At 68.3% G+C, this 16,970-nt stretch carries 17 protein-coding genes; 8 read left to right on the top strand and 9 right to left on the bottom strand.

The window, feature by feature from the left end; translation table 11 throughout:
* The first annotated feature begins 72 nt into the window (after positions 1-72).
* A complete protein-coding gene (locus AC3WOH_RS11110; protein ID WP_492229402.1) occupies positions 73-1,923 on the top strand; it encodes a phospholipase D family protein in 1,851 nt (616 codons plus the stop codon).
* Here AC3WOH_RS11110 and AC3WOH_RS11105 read toward each other — a convergent pair.
* The gene (locus AC3WOH_RS11105) at positions 1,871-2,884 is read right to left on the bottom strand and encodes a tRNA dihydrouridine synthase (protein WP_492229401.1); all 1,014 of its coding nucleotides are present in this window, start codon (positions 2,882-2,884) and stop codon (positions 1,871-1,873) included. The genes AC3WOH_RS11110 and AC3WOH_RS11105 overlap by 53 nt on opposite strands.
* 138 nt (positions 2,885-3,022) lie before the next feature.
* Here AC3WOH_RS11105 and AC3WOH_RS11100 point away from each other — a divergent pair, with 138 nt between their 5' ends.
* On the top strand, positions 3,023-3,583 hold the full coding sequence (locus AC3WOH_RS11100; RefSeq protein WP_492229400.1) for a hypothetical protein: 561 nt from the start codon (positions 3,023-3,025) through the stop codon (positions 3,581-3,583).
* 18 nt (positions 3,584-3,601) lie between these two features.
* Here the strand turns inward: AC3WOH_RS11100 and AC3WOH_RS11095 are convergent, their stop codons facing one another.
* The 3 genes from AC3WOH_RS11095 to AC3WOH_RS11085 all read right to left on the bottom strand — a co-directional run bounded on the left by AC3WOH_RS11095 (position 3,602) and on the right by AC3WOH_RS11085 (position 5,958).
* A complete protein-coding gene (locus AC3WOH_RS11095) occupies positions 3,602-4,753 on the bottom strand; it encodes a methyltransferase (RefSeq protein ID WP_492229399.1) in 1,152 nt (383 codons plus the stop codon).
* Positions 4,754-4,761: 8 nt separating this feature from the next.
* The gene (locus tag AC3WOH_RS11090) at positions 4,762-5,286 is read right to left on the bottom strand and encodes a GNAT family N-acetyltransferase (protein ID WP_492229397.1); all 525 of its coding nucleotides are present in this window, start codon (positions 5,284-5,286) and stop codon (positions 4,762-4,764) included.
* 144 nt (positions 5,287-5,430) lie between these two features.
* Positions 5,431-5,958, bottom strand: a complete 528-nt coding sequence (locus AC3WOH_RS11085; RefSeq protein WP_492229396.1) for a hypothetical protein — start codon at positions 5,956-5,958, stop codon at positions 5,431-5,433.
* 212 nt (positions 5,959-6,170) lie between these two features.
* Between AC3WOH_RS11085 and AC3WOH_RS11080 the strand changes: the two genes are divergently transcribed.
* Both AC3WOH_RS11080 and AC3WOH_RS11075 read left to right on the top strand, forming a co-directional pair.
* Positions 6,171-6,806 carry a response regulator gene (locus AC3WOH_RS11080; protein WP_492229395.1) on the top strand — a complete coding sequence of 212 codons (636 nt, stop codon included), beginning with the start codon at positions 6,171-6,173 and terminating at the stop codon, positions 6,804-6,806.
* A complete protein-coding gene (locus tag AC3WOH_RS11075; protein ID WP_492229394.1) occupies positions 6,793-8,631 on the top strand; it encodes a hybrid sensor histidine kinase/response regulator in 1,839 nt (612 codons plus the stop codon). Before AC3WOH_RS11080 ends, AC3WOH_RS11075 begins: the two co-directional genes overlap by 14 nt.
* On the opposite strand, the gene AC3WOH_RS11070 is transcribed toward AC3WOH_RS11075, so the two are convergent.
* The 5 genes from AC3WOH_RS11070 to AC3WOH_RS11050 all read right to left on the bottom strand — a co-directional run bounded on the left by AC3WOH_RS11070 (position 8,600) and on the right by AC3WOH_RS11050 (position 13,956).
* Positions 8,600-10,042, bottom strand: coding sequence for a coniferyl aldehyde dehydrogenase (locus AC3WOH_RS11070; protein ID WP_492229393.1), 1,443 nt, complete (start codon positions 10,040-10,042; stop codon positions 8,600-8,602). The genes AC3WOH_RS11075 and AC3WOH_RS11070 overlap by 32 nt on opposite strands.
* Before the next feature lie 86 nt (positions 10,043-10,128).
* Positions 10,129-10,470, bottom strand: coding sequence for a hypothetical protein (locus AC3WOH_RS11065; RefSeq protein WP_492229392.1), 342 nt, complete (start codon positions 10,468-10,470; stop codon positions 10,129-10,131).
* Positions 10,471-10,524: 54 nt separating this feature from the next.
* Positions 10,525-13,134 (bottom strand): ATP-dependent chaperone ClpB, encoded by a 2,610-nt coding sequence (gene clpB, locus AC3WOH_RS11060; RefSeq protein ID WP_492229391.1) that lies wholly within the window; start codon positions 13,132-13,134, stop codon positions 10,525-10,527.
* Between the two features lie 109 nt (positions 13,135-13,243).
* The gene (locus AC3WOH_RS11055) at positions 13,244-13,729 is read right to left on the bottom strand and encodes a molybdenum cofactor biosynthesis protein MoaE (protein ID WP_492229390.1); all 486 of its coding nucleotides are present in this window, start codon (positions 13,727-13,729) and stop codon (positions 13,244-13,246) included.
* Positions 13,726-13,956, bottom strand: a complete 231-nt coding sequence (locus AC3WOH_RS11050; protein ID WP_492229389.1) for a hypothetical protein — start codon at positions 13,954-13,956, stop codon at positions 13,726-13,728. The genes AC3WOH_RS11055 and AC3WOH_RS11050 overlap by 4 nt, the downstream gene beginning before the upstream one ends.
* A 65-nt stretch (positions 13,957-14,021) precedes the next feature.
* Between AC3WOH_RS11050 and AC3WOH_RS11045 the strand changes: the two genes are divergently transcribed.
* The 4 genes from AC3WOH_RS11045 to dapA all read left to right on the top strand — a co-directional run bounded on the left by AC3WOH_RS11045 (position 14,022) and on the right by dapA (position 16,970).
* Entirely contained in the window at positions 14,022-14,276 is a 255-nt protein-coding gene (locus tag AC3WOH_RS11045; protein WP_492229388.1) for a hypothetical protein, read from the top strand.
* A 66-nt stretch (positions 14,277-14,342) separates the two neighbouring features.
* Positions 14,343-15,464 (top strand): acyltransferase family protein, encoded by a 1,122-nt coding sequence (locus AC3WOH_RS11040; protein WP_492229387.1) that lies wholly within the window; start codon positions 14,343-14,345, stop codon positions 15,462-15,464.
* Positions 15,465-15,484: 20 nt separating this feature from the next.
* Positions 15,485-15,826: a hypothetical protein gene (locus AC3WOH_RS11035; RefSeq protein ID WP_184858252.1), complete on the top strand. Its 342-nt coding sequence runs from the start codon at positions 15,485-15,487 to the stop codon at positions 15,824-15,826.
* Between the two features lie 268 nt (positions 15,827-16,094).
* Complete coding sequence (gene dapA / locus AC3WOH_RS11030; protein ID WP_492229386.1) at positions 16,095-16,970, top strand: 4-hydroxy-tetrahydrodipicolinate synthase; 876 nt, start codon at positions 16,095-16,097, stop codon at positions 16,968-16,970.

Below are 16,970 nucleotides of genomic sequence, written 5' to 3'. Positions count from 1 at the left end.
CGCGCCGTCCGACAGCGCGCGCCGGGGCGGCAGGCTATACCTTGCGCAGTGTCCAGACGCTTGACCCGCCCCATGCCTGCCTCCACTGCCGCCAAAGACCTCGCCGCCACCGCCCGCCACGGCTGGATGGCCCTGGTCACCGTGCTCGCCGTGGCGCTGTTCACCGGGTGTGCGGGCCTGCCCCAGGATGTGGCCCGGCCCGAATCCACCGCCCTCGCCTCACCTGCCGGCACGCCGCTGGGGCAATTGGTGGAGACCCACCGCCAGGCCGCAGGCGCCCGGGCACCCTCCGGCTTTCTGCTGCTGGGTGGTCCCCAGGCGGCCTACAGCAGCCGCCTGGCGCTGGTGGAGGCCGCGCAGAAGACGCTGGACCTGCAGTACTACGCCATCCATGCCGACGCCAGCACCGAGCGCCTGCTCAAGAGCGTGGTGTCTGCCGCCGGGCGCGGGGTGCGGGTGCGGGTGCTGCTCGACGACTTCCACAGCGCCGGGCGCGATGCGCAGGTCATGCGCCTGGCCTTTGTGCCCAACATCGAGATGCGCATGTTCAACCCGCTGACCGGCGCGCGCAGCTCCACGCTGGGCCGCATGTTCGGTGCCCTCACCGATTTCTCGCGGGCCCAGCAGCGCATGCACAACAAGCTCTTCATCGCCGACAACGCCATGGGCGTCACCGGCGGGCGCAACCTGGGCGACGCGTACTTCGGCACCGCCGACGCCGGCAACTTCGTCGATCTGGACGTGCTCGCCGCCGGCCCCATCGTGCAGGACCTGTCGCGCAGCTTCGACCACTACTGGAACAACCAGCGCGCCTACCCCGTGCAATCGCTGGTCACGCGCGAAGAGCTCGACACCATGCGCAGCCAGTACGAAGCGGCCGACGCCGCCGAGCAGGAGCGCAAGGTAGCGCTCGGCGAACCGCAGGCGCCCGCTGACGGGCCGCCCCCGGGCCAGGAAGCGGCCGACCGCACGGCCGCCCAGCGCAGCCGCATCTGGGACTACCAGCCCATGGACCTGGACAGCGCCGCCTTCGTCTGGGCCCCCGCCGTGGTGCTGGTGGACCAGCCCGCCAAGATCCCTGCCGAAGGAGCACCCGCGCTCACCGGCCCTTCCGACCCGCCCGGCGCAAGCGCCCCACCGCAGTCCAACGCCCGGCAGGCGGCACGCATCGCACCGGGCGTGCCGGCCCCGGCAGCCCCCTCCCCCCGCACGGTCCTCCCCTCCACGGACCTGGACGACAGCGGCAGTGGCGACACCGTGGTCGACGGCCTGCTGCACCTGATGGCCCAGGCCCGGCGCGAGCTGCTCATCGTGTCGCCCTACTTCGTGCCCGGCCCCGACATGAAGCGGGCCTTTGCCCAGGCGCGCGAACGCGGTGTTCGCGTGCGGGTGCTCACCAACTCGCTGGCCTCCAACGACGCCCCGATTGCCCATGCCGGCTATGCCCGGCACCGGCCCGACCTGCTGGCCATGGGGGTCGAGATCTACGAAATGCGCAGCGAACTCACCGGCCTGGGCACGGCCCTGGGCCTGCCCGGCGGCTCTTCGGGGGGCAGTGACAACTCGCCCACCGGCTCCGTGGGCGGCTCGCGCGCCATGCTGCATTCCAAGGTGCTGGTGATGGACGGCCGCCTGGTCGCCATTGGCTCCATGAACCTGGACATGCGCTCGCAAAAGCAGAACACCGAGATCGCCCTGCTGATCCGCAGCACCGACCTGGCGCGCCGCATCACCACCCGGCTGGAACCCGCCCTGGGCGAGTTGGCCTGGCGCGTGGAACTGCAGCAACCGGGCAACTGGCTGCTGTGGCATGCACCCCAGGGCAGCGGCCTGCCGGACAGCACCACCGAGCCCGATGCCAGTGCACCGCTCAGGCTGTTGCTGCAGTTGATTGGCCCGCTGGCACCGGACCATCTGCTTTAGTGGCCTGGCCCTCCTGCAGGGCCGCCACCCAGGTACTGATGGCCCGTTGGTCCGTCATGGTGCGCACATGCTGGTAGGCGGCCTCGCCCTCGGGGAAACGCCGGCGCATCAGGTTCAGCCACTGCTTGAGGCGGCCGGCGCGTTGGCGCGGCTCCAGGTCATCGCAGACCAGTTGCCAAAAGGCCGCGATATGGGGCAAGAGATCGGACCATTGCACAGGGTCCGAGCCCGGCCGCCCCGCGTCCGCCGTCCGGATGGCCCGTGCAAGGCCTGGATCGGCCACCATGCCCCGCCCCAGCATCAGGGCATCGCAACCCGACACCTCGCGGCAGCGCAGCGCATCGGCCACCGTCCAGATCTCGCCATTGGCCACCACGGGCAACGCCACCGCCGCGCGGATGGCCGGGATCTGCTCCCAGTACGCAGGCGGCCGGTAGCCATCGGCCTTGGTGCGGGCATGCACCACCAGTTCACAGGCGCCGCCCGCCTCCATGGCCTGCGCGCATTCACGCATCAGCCCCGTGTCATTGAATCCCAGGCGCATCTTGGCCGAGACCGGCAGGTGCGCCGGCACGGCACGCCGCACGGCCGCCACCACCGTGGCAATGCGCTCGGGCTCCTGCAGCAGGGCCGCACCGCCGCCATGGCGGTTCACCACCTTGGCCGGGCAGCCGAAGTTCAGGTCGATCCCCTCCGGCCCCAGCGCAGCCAGGCGCGCCGCGTTCTCGGCCATGCTCACGGGGTCGGAGCCCAGCAGCTGGGCGCGCACCGGTACCCCAGCCAGCGTGCGGCTGCCGTTGCGCAGCTCGGGGATGTAGCGCAGAAACACCTTGTCCGGCAGCAGCGTCCCGGTGATGCGGATGAATTCGGACACGCAGCGGTCCACCCCACCCACCCGGGTGAGCACGTCGCGCAGCACAAAATCAAGAAGCCCCTCCATCGGGGCCAGCAGCAGGGTCATCGCTCGGCAGAAATCACACAGGCCCCTCGCAGGGGCAACCCGGTATTGTCCTGCAAGAGGGTCATCACAGCGTCACACCCCGGTGCTGCAATGGCAGGCGCTCCGTCCCGTGCCCGCCAGCCCGCCTGCGCCTTCACCATGCTGCTCCAAAAAACCGACAAAGCCCGCCTGGAACTTTCCCCCGGCGTCCGCACGCTGAGCCTGCGTGAGCGCTCACTGCTGCTGCTGGCCGACGGCAAGTCGCTGTCGGACCTGCAGGCCATGTACAACGGCATCGGCGCGCAGATCGTGGACAACCTCATGCGCCAGGGCTACCTCACCGGCCCGGCCGTGCTGCCCGATGCACCGGCTGCGGCCGCCCCGGCGCCGGCAGCCCTGCCCAGCGCCGCACCAGCGGCACCCCAGGCGCCGCTGGCCGCCAGCCAGCCGCAAGACCCCAGCGACGCACTGCGTTCGCTGGCCGGCACCCGCATGTACCTGTTCGATATCTGCGAGCGCATGTTCGCCCGCCGCGACCCGGCCCTGGCCCGGCAGTTCCACGAGGCACTGCGCAGTGCGCGCGACCGCGCCAGCATGCTCGATGTGGGCGAAGCCTTGCTGGAGGAAGTGGCCCAGATGGCCGGGCCCGAGCGCGCCCAGACCATCCGCGACCGCATGGAGCAACTGCTGCCCCGGGACGCGGCAGACACCGTGTCCTGAGCCCCAGGCCCGGCGCCCTCAGCCGATGGCGGCCAGGCGCCAGAGCGAGGTGACCTCGGCCATGCGCGCAGCGTGCAGGGCATCTCCGGCCTCCATGGCCTTGGCATGGCGCGGCTTCATGTCATGTCGGCCCAGCACCCGCAGGCCCCCCTCGGCGATCCAGGCCAGCAGTTGCTCGCGCGGACGCAGCTCCAGGTGCTCGGCCAGGTCCGACAGGATCAGCCAGCCCTCGCCGCCCGGCTCCAGGTGGGCCGCCAGGCCCGCCAGAAAGCCGCGCAGCATGCGGCTGCCTTCGTCGTACACGGCGTGCTCGATGGGGGAACTCGGGCGTGCCGGCACCCACGGGGGGTTGCACACCACCAGCGGCGCGCGCCCGGGTGGAAACAGGTCGGCCTGCAGCAGCTCCACCTGGCCCAGCACGCCCAGGCGCTTGAGGTTGTCGCGCGCGCAGGCCATGGCACGCGGGTCCTGGTCGGTGGCGACCACACGCTGCACGCCTCGGCGCACCAGCACCGCGGACAGTACGCCCGTGCCCACGCCGATGTCGAACGCCAGCGTGGTCGAAGGCAGCGAGGTGTCGGCCACCAGGTCCACATACTCGCCGCGCACGGGCGAGAACACGCCGTAGTGCGGGTGGATGCGGTTGTGCGCCCCTGCGCCGAGCGCGGGCACGTCCACGCCCTTCTTGCGCCATTCGAAGGCCCCCACCAGTCCCAGCAGCTCGCGCAGCGTGGCCACCGAGGCCTCGCCGTCGGCAGGCCCCCAGGCCTCGGTACAGGCCTGGCGCCAATCCGGCGCGCGGCGCAGGTCGATGCCGTAATCCCCCTCCAGGGGAATCAGGATCGACGAGAGCACCCGGGCCCGCTGCGCCTGCGCCTGCCGGTGCAGGTGGAACAGCTGCGCCGGCGTGGCCGCAGCGGCCTTCTCGGCCGCCTTGGCCGCCGCCTTGCGCGGTTTGCGCTCCACGCGGCGCATCAGCGCCTGCAGCAGCATGCGGGCGTTCTGGAAGTCGCCTTGCCAGAGCAGGCCCGTGCCCTCGCAGGCCAGGCGGTAGGCGGTGTCGGCAGACAGGGTGTCGTCGGCGGTCACCACCCGGCGCGGGGCCGGGGCGCCGCTCTCGGAGCGCCACCGGGCACTGTGGGCCTGGCCCAGGTGGTTCCACGCGATCATGGGTGGGATCAGTTGGTGATCGGGCGCTTCAGGCGCACTTCCTCGATCTTGACGCCGCCGATCACATTGGTCTTGGCGGTCGAGAGCTCCTGCTTGAAGCCTGCGAGCTCATGGAAGCGCAGGGCGCGCTCATTGCGCAGCGGCACCCAGGCGGTGACATTGGTGCAGCCTTCTTCCTGGAGGCCGTCACGGGCCGCATCCCACAGGGCCAGGCCGACGCCTTGGTTCCAGTGGGTGGGGGCCGCATAGATGGCCCAGATTTCGCCCGTGGTGGGGCGGGACTTCTCATCGCGCGAGCGGTCGTAGCCGACAAAACCGACGATCTTCTCGCCATCGATGGCCACCTGCACCTGGGGCTCGCAATATTCGATGGCTTCGCGCCAGTAGGCCTGGCGCTTGTCGACGGAGGACATGGACTTCAATTGCTCGTCTGGCACCAGCCCCTTGTAGGCCGCCTGGGCAGAGGCGGTGTGGATCTGGGCGATGGCTTTGGCATCGCGAAGCGTAGCGGGACGAACCTGGATACTGGACATGAAAAAACCGAACGAAAACAGGGTGTGAAAAAACGAAAGGACCGGCATTGTCGCCGCAAACCGTTTTTCACCCTGCGCCGGTAGGGTACCCGGGCCCGCAGACCCCTGCGGTCAGGCCCCGAAAATGCGCTTCGAAAAGCCTTGTCAGGCCACGGCCAGCGGGCCTCCGAGCCCACCCTCGGCACGCTCGCGGGCCGACTGGGCCAGCGCGCGCTTGTTGCGCGGACGCGGGACCTTCACCTCCGGCGGCATGCCATTGACCGCATTCAGGCCCACCACCAGCGTGACGCTGCGCGAGCCCCCATCCCGCTCGTCGGGGGCGTAGGCCCGGTAGCTGCCGCTGCCCTGGCCGTGGCTGCGCTGCACGGTGTGGAACACGATGCGCACGCCGCTCACCCGGTGGCCGCTGAAGGGCAGCACGCGCAGGCGCGCATCGCGATCCAGCGCCAGGCCCATGCAGCCCGGGCGGTTGATGAGGTCGGTGCGGGCGCTGCGCCAGGTCAGGCCGTTGTCGATGGAAAACTGCCAGTTGCCCGCCTGCGCGTCCAGGTGTTCAATGATCACGCCCGCCGATGCCAGCAGGTCCGGGCAGTTGTCATGCACGATCTGTGCAATGCAATTGCCGCCCACCCCCACGCCGGCGGAAGGCTTGTGCTCGGGCGATGGAGGCATTGGGTTCGAAAGAGCGCTGGCAGCCATGTTGTGTTCCCCTGGTCGTTGGAAAAAGGTTGGTCTGTGCCAACCGCCACAGTACGCTGGTTCGGTAAGGTACCAGGGTCACTGCATGGAGGAAAGTCTAAAAACGGCCTGCCCCTGCGTCCATCGCACAAATGGACTAGTTCGCGCCAGTTCCCTCGCGCGGTGTTGTGCGCAATACTCACGGCATGCCTGCCAGCCTGTTGCTCATTGACGACCACACCTTGTTCCGTACCGGGCTGCGCCTGATCGTCCAGGACCACCCCTCCGTGGGTTCGATTGCCGAAGCCGGCTCCATTGCCGAAGCCTGCGCGCTGCCCCCGGCCCCGGTGGACCTGGTGCTGCTGGACATCCAGCTGCCGGGCATGAGCGGCCTCGATGGCCTGCGCCTTTTGCGCCAAAATTATCCAAATGCACGCATCGTGCTGGTATCTGCCAGCATTGCACCCGATGCCATCCACGAAGCCCGCTCACGCGGTGCCGATGGTTTCCTGCCCAAATCGGCCAGCGGAGAAGACATTCTGGAGGCGATCAGCGTCTCCCTCTCGGGCGAACCCTGTTTTCCAGCGAACAGCGGCAATGCTGCCACGCAGCGGGCACCCTCTGCGCCCAGCCTGACGGCGCGCCAGCTCGAAGTGCTGTCGCTGCTGTGCACCGGCAAGCCCAACAAGGTCATTGCGCGCAACCTGGGCCTGAGCGAGAACACGGTGCGCGTGCATGTGGCGGCCATCTTTGCGCAGCTGGGCGTGAACAGCCGCAGCGCCGCGCTGCTGGCGGCCCAGCGCCTGGGCCTGTCCATGCCGCCGCTCCATGACCTTGTCTGAAGCCCTGCCACTGATTCCCCGCTGGCCCTGGGCGCGCAGACGCTGGGAGCACGATGAGGTCCTGCGCGAGCAGGTCACCCTGCTGCGGCAGAACTTCCCGATGACCTTGCTGGCGTCCCTGGCCACGGCCCTGGGCACGCTGTGGGTGATGGCGCGCGTGGCCGACACCCAGGTGGTGAGCATCTGGCTGGTCTCGCACGCGCTGGTGGTCATCGGGGTGTATGCCACGCTGCGCGGCATGGCGCCGCAGCGCGACCCGGTGCTGCACTCGGCGCGCAAGCTCATGGCCTGCATGGCCGCCATGGGCCTGAGCTGGGGCAGCCTGGGCTTCGTGGTGCTGTACTGGGGCACGCCCGAGAGCGTCATCTACGCCATCGGCATCGTCAGCACCGTCTCCTCCGGCGCGCTCGGCCTCGGGGCCCCGTTGTACCGGGCCTACATCACCTACCTCACCTGTGCCGTGGGGGGCATCTTCGCCGCCGTGGCCATGAGCGGCGGCCCCGCCATGTGGCCCGCCCTGTTCCTGGTGCTGGTGTACTACGCGCTCACCGGCCTGCAGGCCAGCACGGGCGACACGGCCACGCGCCGCAGCATCGCCCTCAAGCTCGAGAATGAACGCCTGGTGGCCGAACTGCGCGCCGAATCGCAGCGCGCCCTGGCCGCGCAGGAAGAAGCCGAACGCGCCGACCGCGACAAATCGCGCTTTCTCGCCGCCGCCAGTCACGACCTGCGCCAGCCACTGCATGCCATGGGCCTGTTCCTGGAAACCCTGCAGCGCAGCCCCATGAGCCCGCACCAGATCACCGTGCTGGGCCATGCCCAGGCGGCATCCAGCGCGGCCGTGGAAATGCTCACCACGCTGCTCGACTATTCGCGGCTGGAAGCCGGCGTCGTGAAGGTGCGGCCCTCTGCCTTCGCCGTGCAGCCCCTGCTCACGGCCCTGGAGCAGGAGTTCGGCGTGCAGGCCGACAACGCAGGCCTGGTCTACCGCACGCACGAGACCTCGACCGCCGCCTATGCCGACCGCTCCCTGGTGATGCTGGTCATGCACAACTTCATCTCCAACGCCTTGCGCTACACGCCACGCGGCGGCGTGCTCATCGCCTGCCGCCGCCGGGGCCGGCGCATTGCCCTGGAAGTCTGGGACACCGGTGCCGGCATCCCGCGCAGCCAGTGGGACAACGTGTTCAAGGAGTTCCACCAGCTGGGCAACCCCGAGCGCGACCGCCGCAAGGGCCTGGGCCTGGGCCTGGCCATCGTGCGGCGCCTGGTGCGCGAGATGGGCACGGCGGTGGAGCTCAACTCGCGCCCCGGCAAGGGCTCGGTGTTCCGGCTCTGGCTCGACGCCTGGCAGGGGGCGCTGGAGGACGAAGCGCCACCCTCCTTCAACCATTTCGATCTCACGGGCCTGCATGTGCTGGCCATCGACGACGACGAATCGGTGCGCCTGGGCATGCAGGCCCTGCTGCAAAGCTGGGGCTGCCTGTGCACCACGGCCGAATCCAGTGCGGATGCGCTCGAGCACATCGAGGACAGCACGCCCGACCTGATCATCACCGACTTCCGCCTGCGCCACGAAGAAACCGGCAAGCAGGTGCTGCAGGCCCTGCGCGCCTACCTGGGCGTGCCGGTGCCGGCCATCATCATGACCGGCGACACCTCGCCCCAGCGCCTGCGCGACGCGCAGACCACCTCGGCCCTGCTGCTGCACAAGCCGGTGTCCACCGGGCAGCTGCGCGACGCCATCGTGCAACTGATCAGCGGCACGGTGCCCGCGCCACCCGATGCCCTGGCTACAACAGCCAACGGCGAAGAAGCCCCATGACCTGGTCGAAACGCGCCCCGTAGGGCGGATAGAACAGCGAGCCCATGGCCCAGCGCGACTGCACCAGCACCGACTTCTGGTGGCAAAAGCGCAGAAAGCCCTGCTCCCCATGGTAGGCGCCCCAGCCACTGTCGCCCACGCCGCCAAAGGGCAGGTTGTCGTGCGCGATGTGCATGAGGGTGTCATTGACGGTGACGCCACCGCTCACGGTGCGGCGCAGCACATCGTCGCGCACCGCCTCGCTCTGGCCGAACCAGTACAGCGCCAGCGGACGCGGGCCCGCATTGATGTGGGCCACGGCATCGTCCAGGCGCTCGTACGAGATCACCGGCAGCACCGGCCCGAAGATCTCCTCCTGCATGATCTGCATGTCCGAGGTGACGCCGAACACCAGCGTGGGCAGCATCTGGCGGCTCACACCGTCACCCAGCGTGCCCACGGTGTTCACCGCGGGCTTGCCCGCCGTGGGGTCGATGGGCTGCACCTCGGCGCCCTGTGTCTGCGCCTGCTGCAGCATGGTGCGCAGCCGCGCGTGGTGGCGCGGCGTGATGATGGAGGCGTAGTCCGGGTTGCCCTCGATGGTGGGGAACAGGCGCGCCACGGCTGCGCGGTAGGCGTTGGCGAACTCGGTCTCGCGCCCGCGCGGCACCAGCACATAGTCGGGCGCGATGCAGGTCTGCCCGGCATTGAGCAGCTTGCCATGGGCGATCTTGAGCGCCGCATCCTGCATGTCGCAATGGCCGTCGATGATGCAGGGCGACTTGCCGCCCAGTTCCAGCGTGGTGGGCGTGAGGTTCTGCGCGGCCGCCAAGGCCACCTTGCGGCCCACGGGCGTCGAGCCCGTGAACACCAGGTGGTCGAACGGCAGCGAGGCAAACAGGGCAGCCAGATTGGCATCGCCCTGCACCACGCAGAACTCGTCGGGTGCAAAGAACTGTGCCACCAGCAACGCCAGTTGGGCCGAGGTGTGGGGCGTGAGTTCGCTGGGTTTGAGCATCACGCGGTTGCCCGCAGCCAGCGCCGTGATGGCCGGCGCCAGGGCCAGCTGAACCGGGTAGTTCCAGGGCGAGACCACGCCCACCACGCCCAGGGGCTGGCGCTGGATGTGGGCGCTGGCCGGTTGCAGGTAGATCGGCGTGCGCACCTTCTGTGGCTTCATCCAGCGCGACAGGTGCGAGAGGGTGTGCGACAGCAAGGTGCGCAGCACGAAGAAATCAGCCACCTCGGTGAGCCGGGGCGAGCGCATGCCGAAATCGGCCTGCACGGCTGCCGCCAGCACGGCGCCGTTCTCATCGAGCAGCTTGCGCATGCGCAGCAGGCGCTCACGGCGTACGAGCAGCGGTACCTCGACCTGCGTGCGGCTGGCCTGCCGCTGGGTTTCGAAAAGGGCGTGGATATCGGCAGGAGTCATGGCACGCATGATAGAGCGCCCGATTCCCGCAAAAGGTCCATGCCGGCACCTCTAGAGGGGCATGCCGAGCCCTCTTGCAGGCATCCTCAGCGCAGCTCGCGCGGCTCCACGTCGGTCACCTCGACGGCCCCGGGCAGCACCCCGCCGCGCCGCGATGGCGCGGCCGGCTCGGCAGCGCCATCGTGCTGGCGTGCGCTCCCCCATTGCGCCCGGGAGCGCATGGCGGCGTTGAATCCCGTGCGTGGATCGATCCGCATGACCCAGGGGCTCATGGGCCGGCCCGTGAGCCGGGCCCAGACAGCGCGCAGGGCCCACACCAGGCCCAGCACAGCGGCCGCCGCCAGCAGGCTCAGGAACACCACCAGCCCCATGGCCAGCACCAGGGCACGCAGCGCAAAGCGCACCAAACCCGAAACAAGATCGTTCAAACGACACCTTTCCTTTCAATGAAGGGCGGCCGTGGCCGCCCTTTTCTTTCCGCATCAGGCGGGCTCGGTGGCCCCGCCGAACTGGAACACCCCCGGGTCCTGCACCGGGTCCACCGTCACCGGGATCACGCTCTTGGGCGGGAACCGGCCCTCCAGCAACAGCTTGGACAGCGGATTTTCTATCCGCTGCTGGATGGCCCTCTTGAGCGGACGGGCACCGAACACCGGATCGAAGCCCACCTTGGCCAGCTCTTCGAGCGCCGGGCCCGAGATCTGCAGCTGCAGGTCCATCTTGGCCAGGCGCGCTTCGAGCAACTGCAGCTGGATGCGCGCGATGGCCTCGATGTTCTTCGCATCCAGCGCATGGAAGACCACCGTCTCGTCGATGCGGTTCAAGAATTCGGGCCGGAAATGGTTCTTGAGTTCCCCCCAGACCGCTTCCTTGATGTCGTCCGAGTCCTGCCCCACCATGGCCTGGATCAGGTGCGAGCCGATGTTGCTGGTCATCACGATCACCGTGTTCTTGAAGTCCACGGTACGGCCCTGGCCATCGGTCAGGCGGCCATCGTCCAGCACCTGCAGCAGCACGTTGAACACATCGGGGTGGGCCTTTTCCACCTCGTCGAGCAGCAGCACGCTGTAGGGCTTGCGGCGCACGGCCTCGGTCAGGTAACCGCCTTCTTCATAGCCCACGTAGCCGGGCGGCGCGCCGATCAGGCGGGCCACGGAATGCTTTTCCATGAACTCGCTCATGTCGATGCGGATCAGGTGGTCTTCGCTGTCGAACAAAAAGCCCGCCAGCGCCTTGCACAGCTCGGTCTTGCCCACGCCCGTGGGGCCCAGGAACAGGAAGGAGCCCGTGGGGCGGTTGGGATCGGACAGGCCGGAACGCGAGCGGCGGATGGCATTGGCCACGGCCGCAATCGCCTCTTCCTGGCCTACCACGCGCTCGTGCAGCTTGGCTTCCATCTGCAAGAGCTTGTCCTTCTCGCCCTGCATCATCTTGGCCACGGGGATGCCCGTGGCGCGGCTCACCACCTCGGCGATCTCTTCGGCGCCGACCTGCGTGCGCAGCAGGCGCGGCGCGCTGGCCACACCGTCCTTGCCGTCTTCCTTGGCCTGGGCTTCCTTGAGCTGGCGTTCGAGCTCGGGCAGCTTGCCGTACTGCAGCTCGGCCACCTTGTTGAAGTCGCCCTTGCGGGTGAACTCCTCGACCTGGAACTTGAGCTTGTCGATGGCTTCGCGCACATGCGCGCTGCCCTGGGCCTGGGCCTTCTCAGACTGCCAGATCTCGTCGTAGTCGGCGATCTCCTTTTGCAGGCGCTCGATCTCTTCCTCGATCAGGCCGAAGCGCTTGAGCGAGGACTCGTCCTTCTCGCGGCGCACGGCCTCGCGCTCGATCTGCAACTGGATCAGGCGGCGGTCGAGCCGGTCCATGACCTCGGGCTTGGAGTCCATCTCGATCTTGATCTTGGACGCCGCCTCATCGATCAGGTCGATGGCCTTGTCGGGCAGGAAGCGGTCGGTGATGTAGCGGTGCGAGAGCTCGGCCGCGGCCACGATGGCCGGGTCGGTGATGTCCACGCCGTGGTGCACCTCGTATTTTTCCTGCAGGCCGCGCAGGATGGCGATGGTCGCCTCCACCGTCGGCTCGCCCACGAGGATCTTCTGGAAGCGGCGCTCCAGCGCGGCATCCTTCTCGATGTACTTGCGGTATTCGTCGAGCGTGGTGGCGCCCACGCAGTGCAGCTCGCCGCGCGCCAGGGCCGGCTTGAGCATGTTGCCCGCATCCATGGCGCCCTCGCCCTTGCCTGCGCCCACCATGGTGTGCAGCTCGTCGATGAAGACGATGGTCTGGCCCTCGTCCTTGGCCAGCTCATTGAGCACGGCCTTCAGGCGCTCCTCGAACTCGCCGCGGTACTTGGCACCGGCCAGCAGGGCCGCCATGTCCAGGCTGAGCACGCGCTTGCCCTTGAGCGACTCGGGCACCTCGCCGGCCACGATGCGCTGGGCCAGGCCTTCCACAATGGCGGTCTTGCCCACGCCGGGCTCGCCGATGAGCACGGGGTTGTTCTTGGTGCGGCGCTGCAGCACCTGGATGGCGCGGCGGATTTCGTCGTCGCGACCGATCACGGGGTCGAGCTTGCCGATGCGCGCGCGCTCGGTCAGGTCCAGGCAGTACTTGGCCAGGGCGCCGCGCTGGCCCTCGGCCTCGGCGCTGTCCATCTTCTGGCCGCCGCGCACGGCGTCGATGGCCGCCTCCAGGCTCTTGCGCGTGAGGCCGTTGTCCTTGGCAATCGTGGCGGCCTCGCCCTTGCTGTCGATCAAGGCCAGCAGGAACAGCTCGCTCGCGATGAACTGGTCACCGCGCTTGATGGCTTCTTTCTCGGTGGCCTGCAGCACGCGGCCGAGCTCGGGCCCGCCCTGCACCTGGTCCTGGCCGTGCACCGTGGGCAGGCGCTTGACGGCGCCTTCCGCAGCCGCCAGCAGCCCCTGCACGTTGACGCCGGCACGCTGCAGCAGCGCGCGCGGGCCGTCTTCCTGGCGCAGCATGGCCACGAGCACGTGCACGGGCTCGATGTAGGCGTTGTCGCTGCCCAGCGCCAGGCTCTGGGCGTCGCCCAGGGCTTCCTGGAACTTGGTGGTGAATTTGTCGAGACGCATGGGTGAAATGTCCTCCGAATTGCGTCACACATGGGGACTTTCGGCGTGCATTTCAAGCATCCCGGGGCCTTCGCGGCCTGCAGAACGGAATTTACCGGTGCTTACATTCTCAGCCGTTGCTGGCGGTGATCCCCCAGCGGGCCAGGGCCGCATCGTCGCTCACGCGTGCGTCCACCCAGCGGGCGCCGGCGGGGGTGACCTCCTTCTTCCAGAACGGCGCCTGGGTCTTGAGGTAGTCCATGAGGAATTCGCAGGCCTGAAAGCTCTGGCCCCGGTGGGCGCTGGTCACGGCCACCAGCACGATCTGGTCGAGCGGTGCCAGCAGGCCCACACGGTGGATCACCCGCGCCCCATAGAGGTCAAAGCGCGCAAACGCGACCTCCACCATGGCTTCGATGGATTTCTCGGTCATGCCCGGGTAGTGCTCGAGCTCGAGCGAGGCCACGTCGTCGCCATCGTTGCGGTCGCGCACCGTGCCCACGAAGGCGCAGACCGCGCCCACACGCCGGTCTTCATGGCGCAGCGCCGCCACTTCGGCGGACAGGTCGAAGTCCGCCGTCTGGATGGAAACGCTGGAGGGGCTGCGGAAGGTCATGGTGCGCGGTGCAGGCGGGGAGCGGCCAGCAGGGCGCGCTCCTCCTCCAGCACTTTTTCCAGCTGGACGATGGCCGGCGAGCGCGGCAGCTTGGCCACCAGGGCCTGCAAACGCGTGATGTCGGACACGGTGGGTGCCACTTTGATCTGCGCAACGGCCGCAGGGTGGTTGCCTGATTGGACCAAGGCCAGTACCTTGGCGGGCCATTCACTTTTGGGTTTTGCCATGGATCTGTTTTTTTCTAAAGGAAATGTTTGTCTGTAGGATCCAGAGAACTGTACCCCCTCCTGATATGGCTACACAAACCATCACCACCGACAAGTACAAGCTCTACCCCTCGCCGCGCAACCGCACCAAGGACGTCTTTGCGCACGAGGTCTTCGTGCCCTACCCTTATGCGATCATCGACCTGGACATCATGGAACTGGCCGGCAAGACCACCCTGTTCGCGGCCTGCCGGCTGTCGGACATGAAGATGGGCCAGGTGGTGACCTTCGAGCTCAGTGCCGACCGCGCGAAATTCGAGCGCCTGTTCACCCCGGACTGATCCGGGCCTTGCAATGGACGCCCCGGCCCGGGGCGCCCCCGCCCCCATGGGCGGATCTGCCTTCTCATGAAAATTTCAGACATCACGCAGCGCTTCTCGTCGGTCGAGCACGACAACAACATCGACATCCTGCGCGCCATGGCCATCCTCTCGGTGGCGCTGCACCACTTCTCCGCGTACTCGGGCATCCCCGTGCCGCTGTTCGGCCCCGATGGTGGCGGCATCGGCGTGCAGCTGTTCTTCCTGATCTCGGGCTACCTCATCATCCAGAGCGCCGAGCGCAACAGCCTGGGCGACTATGCCAAGGCCCGGTTCTTCCGCATCTTCCCGGTGTACTGGGTTGCGCTGGTGGGCATCATGCTGATCGAGGCGGTGCTGCAGCCGGGCTTTCGGGCCCTGCTGGCAGACGGCTACCCGCATGTCCTGCTCAACCTGCTGAACCTGCAGCAGCTGTCGGTGCGCAGCAGCCTGTATTTCGACCGCGTGCACGTGGGCTGGACGCTCACGGTGGAGCTGTTCTGGTATGCCATCGTGCTGGTGCTGGCCCTGGTCGCCCACCGCCTGCGCTGGCGGCATTTCTGGCTGGTGGTGCTGCTGCTGTCCACGCTGCTGTCCATCGCCTGGATCAAGACGGCCAACACCGGTGTGCTCGACTTCCTGTACACAGCCCAGGCGCACAACGCCGGGATCGAGTTTTCGCCCTTGCTGCAGCATGCCTTGATCAAGTCGAACATCGTGGGCTACCTGTACTTCTTCGTGCTGGGCACGGTGATCTACCGCTACGAGCCGGTGCTGCGCCGCATCTCCAGCAGCATCCTGTGGCCTGTGGCGCTGGTGCTGATCGTGCTGTGGTCGCAATGGCAGGTGGTCCTGGGGCTTGCACCGCAGCCGCTGGCGGCCGTGGGCCTGGGCTGCATCTTCCTGCTGTTCCTCAAGCTGCCGCCGCTGCAGGATGTGCTGTCGCGCTACATCGGCAAGATCTCGTACTCGCTGTACCTGGTGCATGCCAAGGTCATGTTGGTGGTCTACGTCCACCTGAAATGGTCTGGCGCCGGCGCACATGCCGTCGTCGTCGTCGCTACGCTGTTGCTGGCCACGGCCCTGTACTACGCCGTGGAGCAGCCCATGATCGAGTACGGCAAGCGGTTTCGCAGCGCACGGCGCGGCATCCAACCCGCCACGGCCTGACCCTATTGCTTTCTCGCCCCATGTACGAAGACGACAACCAGATCCACGTTCCCCCCTCCTTCATGGCCGTGTACAGCGACGCGCGCCAGCGCCTGCGCGAGCCCGCCAGCGTGGTGCGCAGCCGCTACGAGCTGTGCGAAGACCTGGCCGGCCACCTGGTGGAACATGCGCAGACGCTCTACCACGTGCAGGCCCCTTCCGAGGCCGAGATCCTGCGGCGCATCCATGCCGGGCTGTGCACGGGCGAGTCCGGCGTCTCGGTGCCCGAGGCCACCTGGATCGTGACGCGCCTGGCCGAGCTGCTGGTCTGGCAGTGCCCCGAACTGCTGCCCCCTGCCGAGCCCGCGCCACTGGCCGGCTGACGCCCGCAGCGCTTGCCGCTATACTGCGCACCATGACCACCTGCAGCACCCTGGCCCTGAACACCGCACCCGCGGTGGCCGTGCAGCACGTGGCCAAAGCCAAAAAACCAGAGCTCATCTGACCGGAGCTGTGGTTCCGTCCGGATGAGCGACGGAACCACCTGGCAGAGAAGCGACTTCCTTTCTTTTCTCTTTCCCTTCCCGGCATTCCGCGCGCCTTTCCTCTGGACGGTTCTTCCCTTGGTCGAACCCTGAAAGGATGTTTCGCATGCCCTCCCTGACAACCGCCCCCGCCCGCTCCGTCTTCAGCGGGCTCTGGATCGCCCTGGTCACGCCATTCAAGGACGGCGCGGTCGACCACCCGGCCCTCGCGGCCCTGACCGCCCGGCTGCGCGACGAAGGCGTCTCGGGCTTCGTCGCCTGCGGCTCCACCGGGGAGGCCGCGGCCCTGGACAAGGCCGAGCAGCTGCAGGTGCTGGAAACCGTGCTCGAGGCCGCCCGGGGCCGGCCCGTGGTGATGGGTGTCTCGGGCTACCACCAGGGCCAGGTGCTGGACCAGGTGAGCGCCCTGGCGCGCTACCCGCTGGCGGGGCTGCTGGTGTCCGCGCCGCACTACATCCGCCCCTCGCAGCAGGGCCTGCTGCACTGGTTCCGCGCCATCGCCGACGCCAGCACGGCGCCCGTGGTGCTCTACGACATTCCCTACCGCACGGGCGCCACGCTCGCCACCGAGACCCTGCTGGAATTGGCGGCACACCCCCGCATCCAGGCCATCAAGGACTGTGGGGGCAACCTCAACAAGACGCAGGCGCTGATCGCCGATGGCCGCCTGCAGGTACTGACCGGCGAAGACGCACAGATCTTCAACACGCTGGCACTGGGCGGTGCCGGCGCCATCTCTGCTAGCGCGCACTGGCAGACGCCCCGGTTTGTGGAACTGATGGGCCTGCTGCACGCAGGCGACCTGCCCGGGGCCCGCCACATCTGGCAGGCCTTGCAGCCCTGGATCGAGGCCTGCTTTGCCGAGCCCAACCCCGCCCCGCTCAAGGCCGTGCTCGCGCACACGGGCGAGGTGTGCAATGAGCTGCGCGCACCGATGATGGCGGCCTCGCCGGCCCTGATGCAGCGCCTGCGGACCCTGTAG

The organism is Acidovorax sp. FW305-C-20-28 (genome assembly GCF_058783375.1).
This window is presented reverse-complemented; position numbering and strand designations above follow the sequence as displayed.

Excerpts from the sequence above, each read along its gene's own strand:
- AC3WOH_RS11110 (WP_492229402.1), top strand. The coding sequence starts at position 73 with ATGCCTGCCTCCACTGCCGCCAAAGACCTCGCCGCCACCGCCCGCCAC.
- AC3WOH_RS11105 (WP_492229401.1), bottom strand. The coding sequence starts at position 2,884 with ATGACCCTGCTGCTGGCCCCGATGGAGGGGCTTCTTGATTTTGTGCTG.
- AC3WOH_RS11100 (WP_492229400.1), top strand. The coding sequence starts at position 3,023 with ATGCTGCTCCAAAAAACCGACAAAGCCCGCCTGGAACTTTCCCCCGGC.
- AC3WOH_RS11095 (WP_492229399.1), bottom strand. The coding sequence starts at position 4,753 with ATGATCGCGTGGAACCACCTGGGCCAGGCCCACAGTGCCCGGTGGCGC.
- AC3WOH_RS11090 (WP_492229397.1), bottom strand. The coding sequence starts at position 5,286 with ATGTCCAGTATCCAGGTTCGTCCCGCTACGCTTCGCGATGCCAAAGCC.
- AC3WOH_RS11085 (WP_492229396.1), bottom strand. The coding sequence starts at position 5,958 with ATGCCTCCATCGCCCGAGCACAAGCCTTCCGCCGGCGTGGGGGTGGGC.
- AC3WOH_RS11080 (WP_492229395.1), top strand. The coding sequence starts at position 6,171 with ATGCCTGCCAGCCTGTTGCTCATTGACGACCACACCTTGTTCCGTACC.
- AC3WOH_RS11075 (WP_492229394.1), top strand. The coding sequence starts at position 6,793 with ATGACCTTGTCTGAAGCCCTGCCACTGATTCCCCGCTGGCCCTGGGCG.
- AC3WOH_RS11070 (WP_492229393.1), bottom strand. The coding sequence starts at position 10,042 with ATGACTCCTGCCGATATCCACGCCCTTTTCGAAACCCAGCGGCAGGCC.
- clpB (WP_492229391.1), bottom strand. The coding sequence starts at position 13,134 with ATGCGTCTCGACAAATTCACCACCAAGTTCCAGGAAGCCCTGGGCGAC.
- AC3WOH_RS11055 (WP_492229390.1), bottom strand. The coding sequence starts at position 13,729 with ATGACCTTCCGCAGCCCCTCCAGCGTTTCCATCCAGACGGCGGACTTC.
- AC3WOH_RS11050 (WP_492229389.1), bottom strand. The coding sequence starts at position 13,956 with ATGGCAAAACCCAAAAGTGAATGGCCCGCCAAGGTACTGGCCTTGGTC.
- AC3WOH_RS11045 (WP_492229388.1), top strand. The coding sequence starts at position 14,022 with ATGGCTACACAAACCATCACCACCGACAAGTACAAGCTCTACCCCTCG.
- AC3WOH_RS11040 (WP_492229387.1), top strand. The coding sequence starts at position 14,343 with ATGAAAATTTCAGACATCACGCAGCGCTTCTCGTCGGTCGAGCACGAC.
- AC3WOH_RS11035 (WP_184858252.1), top strand. The coding sequence starts at position 15,485 with ATGTACGAAGACGACAACCAGATCCACGTTCCCCCCTCCTTCATGGCC.
- dapA (WP_492229386.1), top strand. The coding sequence starts at position 16,095 with ATGCCCTCCCTGACAACCGCCCCCGCCCGCTCCGTCTTCAGCGGGCTC.